This is a genomic window from Streptomyces sp., from assembly GCF_036566765.1.
Taxonomy (GTDB): domain Bacteria; phylum Actinomycetota; class Actinomycetes; order Streptomycetales; family Streptomycetaceae; genus Streptomyces.
Genome location: NZ_DATCVQ010000230.1, coordinates 1 through 3,785, shown reverse-complemented (window position 1 = coordinate 3,785; position 3,785 = coordinate 1). Strand labels below are relative to the sequence as shown.

Genomic DNA, 3,785 nt, shown 5'->3' with positions numbered 1-3,785 from the left:
CATCGGCCTTTGCGATGCCCGTCGGGCAGGAGCGGCCCCAGTTGGTCTCGGACGGGGCATCCAGCTTGACGCCCGTGCCGCCGATGCCGCAGTAGCCCGCGGGGTTCTTGTCGAGGTACTGCTGGTGGTACGGCTCCGCCGGGTAGAAGGGGCGGTTGTCCGCGGGGCGGAGTTCCGTGGTGATCGTGCCGTAGTTCGAGCGGGTCAGGACCTGCTGGTAGGCGTCGCGGGAGGCCTCCGCCGCCTCGGCCTGGGCGGGGGAGTGGGTGTAGATCGCCGAGCGGTACTGCGTGCCGACGTCGTTGCCCTGGCGGAAGCCCTGGGTCGGGTTGTGGGCCTCCCAGAAGACCTTCAGGAGCTGCTCGTACGAGACCTTCGACGGGTCGAAGACGACCCTGACCGCCTCCGTGTGGCCGGTCAGGCCCGAGCAGACCTCCTCGTACGCCGGGTTCACGGTGTAGCCGCCCTGGTAGCCGACCAGCGTCGTCCAGACGCCCTCGGTCTGCCAGAACTTGCGCTCGGCCCCCCAGAAACAGCCCAGACCGAAGTCGGCTGTCTCCAGGCCCTCCGGGTACGGGCCCAGCAGCGGGTTGCCCAGGACCGTGTGGCGCTCCGGGACCGCGAACTCCGGCTCGGCGCGACCCTTCAGCGCCTGCTCGGGCGTGGGGAGGACGGGGGTGCGGGACAGGTACATGTGGCATCTCCTCGGCTGCTCGGCCCCCAGCACAACGTCGGGGCGCTCCGTGGGATTCCCCTGGCCGCCCGTCCCGCACCCACACCCAGCTATGCCCGCGTCGCCTTGAGGTACTGCGCTGCCGTGTAGTCGCGCGTGTTCACGTACCGGTCCTTCGGGTCCGACGAGTAGTTCCACGGCACGCACCCGATGTGCCCGTCGACCTCCCGGTACTGCTCCATCGCCTCCACGTACCGGTCCTGCCAGAACAGCATCCACGCCAGCAGGTGCCTGACCTGCAGGATCCTCGGGTCCCGCCGGTCCAGGAGCTGCGTCGCCGCGGTCACGTCCGCCAGCGCCGCGTCCGTCGCCGCGACGACCTCCGGGCGGCCGTAGAACGTCTGCGGCTTCAGGTCGGACTCGTGCGTCTCCTGCTCGAAATACGCGTACAGCGGGAGCAGCGTCAGCAGCTGACCCGGCCGGCCCTTCGCTGCCGCCCTGCGCGCGAAGTCGTGCATCAGCTCGTGCGAGCCGCGCCACTTCGCGCACCAGTACTGCATTGCTGAGGTGTGCGCCGACAGGTGGTACGGGTCCCGCTTCTCGATCTCCGCCCACAGCTCCTCGACGCGCTCGTGCGGGAACCCGAGGCCCATGGCCAACGCCAGCTCGCCGATGAACGGCGACGGGTCGTCGCCCGCCAGCTCCTGCGCCCGCGGGAACGCCTCCCGCGCCTCCGCCAGCACGCGGTGGAAGCTCGCGAACTGCTCCTGCGACGTGTGCGAGGCCCGGTTGTCGCCCCGCATCTCCCACGCCAGGTACACCAGCGCGTTCGCGTGCACCGCCGCCGCCGCCGGATCGTCCGGCCGGGCCGCCCGCCAGGCCTGCAGCCACGCGTCGTCCTTGACCGCCTCGTCCGCGAGCCAGGTGATCCGGCGGGTCCGTTCCCACCAGTCCCGCCCCGCGCCCGCCACGAACGCCGCCCCGGCCTCCCAGTCCCCGGCCCGCACCGCGTCCCGGGCCGCCGCGTGCTCGGGCACCACGGGGATCACGCGCTCCGTGTCCAGCTGCTCCGGCGGTACGAGTCCGAGCGCGGCCGCGGCCTTCGCGACCTCGCCCTTCGAGACGCCGCCGCCGGACGCGGGCCCCGCCTTCGCGCCCCGGCGGGCCTTGATCCAGAAGTAGACCGACACCGCGATCACGATCAGGGGGATCAGACGTGCCATCGTGCAGAAATCCTTAGAACGAGAAGAACGAGAAGAACGAGAAACAGGTGGAACCAGTACGCGTCAGGAGGCGACCGGGGCCAGCAGCTTTCGCAGTGGCTCCGTGTCCGGCCGCTCCGCGACCGCCGCGTCCAGCGCCGCCGGGAGCTCCTCCTCGTAGCCGTGCGGCAGGCGCAGCGTCGCCGCGTCCGACCAGGACAGCTGCCAGCGGCCCCGGCCGTCGCGGACGAACTCGACCGCGACCAGCCGGGACAGCCCGCGCCGCAGCACAGGGCGGGCGAACTCGCGCGCCGCGCGCCCCGTGGCCGCCCGGGCCTCCTCCGACTTCGGCAGCAGGTCGGCGATCCGCCCGCTGTCGCCGCGGTCGATCGCGTCGAGCAGTGCCGCCAGCGTCGGCGCGCCCGTGACCTGGGCGGTCGCCCGTCGCAGCGGCTCCGCGTCGCGCTCGAAGAACCCAGTCATCGACTCGTGCACCAGCTCGGGCCAGTCCAGCCGACGGAAGCCGAGCGCCTCGTCCGTGAGGACCGCCCGTTCGATCGCGGCCAGTGCCTGGTCCGGCGCCTCCAGTAGGCCCAGCGCCGGGCGGGCCGGCTCGGCCGCCCGGCCGTCGTCCGGCAGCGCCTCGATACGGGCGACGCGCTCGGCCATCGACGGGTGCGAGTCGTACGGCGACGACGGCTCGGTCGGCAGCTCGCGCCGCAGCTCGTCCAGTTCCTCGGAGCGGGCCGCGAGCAGCCGCCGTACGCCGCCGAACACCTCGCCCTGCGGCGGCAGCAGCCCGAACTCGGTGCCCAGCGTCGCGTACGACTCCAGGTAGAAGCCGTGCGCCGCGTCGAGCACCGGGATCTCGCGCAGCGCGGACGCGGTGGCGTCCCGCCCCGCGATCCGGGCGGCGGCGAGGTCGGCCGCGAGTTCCTGGCGGCGCGAGCCGGCGAGCGTGGCGCGCATGTAGAAGTGCGCGTACGCCGTGTAGATCCGGGCCATCACGCGGTACGTGAAGCCCGCGCCGCCCTCGTCGATCTCCTTGGCCTTCTTGCCCTTGGCGACCGCCTTCTGGGCCTTCTTCTCCTGCCGGGCCCGTTCCTTCGCGGCGGTGGAGCCGGCCTTCTCCTCGAAGTGGGCGATGGTGCGGACGACTTGGACGCGGCCGCGCTCGGTGATGCCGGAGAGCCGGGTGTCGGCATTGCCGTAGTGGCCCATCTCGTGGGCCAGGACGGCCCGCAGCTGGGCCTCTTCGAGGCCGGCCATGAGCGGCAGCCCGAGGTAGAGCCGGCGGGTGCCGCCGACCAGGCCGAGCAGCCGGGCGTCCTCGCTCACGGCGGCGTTCATGTCGGCGGTGAGCCGGATCTCGTCGGGCGCGCGGGTGCCGACCTCCGCGGCGAGCTCCCGCACGGCCGCCCACAGCCGCGGCTCGTGCGCGTCGGTGACCGGGATCCCGCCCATGCCCTCGTCCTTGGGCGTACGCAGCATGAACATGCCCCGCACGACCGGGATCGCGAGCAGCGCGCTGACGATGTACAGCTTGAGGAAGATGCTCGGCGGCGCCCACTCCGTGGCGGCCCAGTCGATCGCGCCGAGCAGCGCGAGCATGCCGAGGCCGAGCAGATAGAAACCGGCGAGCAGAACCAGCGCGCGGGCAGCGCGCAGCGAAGCGCCCATGTACAGAATTCCCCCCCGGGAAAGGATGCGTGCCCGGTACCGTACATCCCTTCGATGTCCGTGGGGGGGGCATGGGACTCAAGGGGAGGGAGGACATGAGGAGTTCACTCAGAGGGGCGGTCGTCGCGGGGCTCGCGGCGCTGGGCCTGCTGGCGACGGCGACCCCGCCCGCACACGCGGCGACCGGGTTCGACCGGTGTCCGTCGGGGCGGTTCTGCCTGTTCGACAAC

3 protein-coding genes are annotated in these 3,785 nt (G+C 72.5%); all 3 read right to left on the bottom strand.

What is annotated here, in order from left to right; translation table 11 throughout:
- Positions 1–694: peptide-methionine (S)-S-oxide reductase MsrA (gene msrA / locus VIU94_RS13175; protein WP_331910940.1), on the bottom strand; the 694-nt coding region annotated here is incomplete at its 3' end.
- Between the two features lie 89 nt (positions 695–783).
- Positions 784–1,896, bottom strand: coding sequence for a hypothetical protein (locus tag VIU94_RS13170; protein WP_331910938.1), 1,113 nt, complete (start codon positions 1,894–1,896; stop codon positions 784–786).
- Between the two features lie 63 nt (positions 1,897–1,959).
- Positions 1,960–3,555, bottom strand: coding sequence for a M48 family metallopeptidase (locus tag VIU94_RS13165; protein ID WP_331910936.1), 1,596 nt, complete (start codon positions 3,553–3,555; stop codon positions 1,960–1,962).
- Positions 3,556–3,785: the final 230 nt, after the last annotated feature.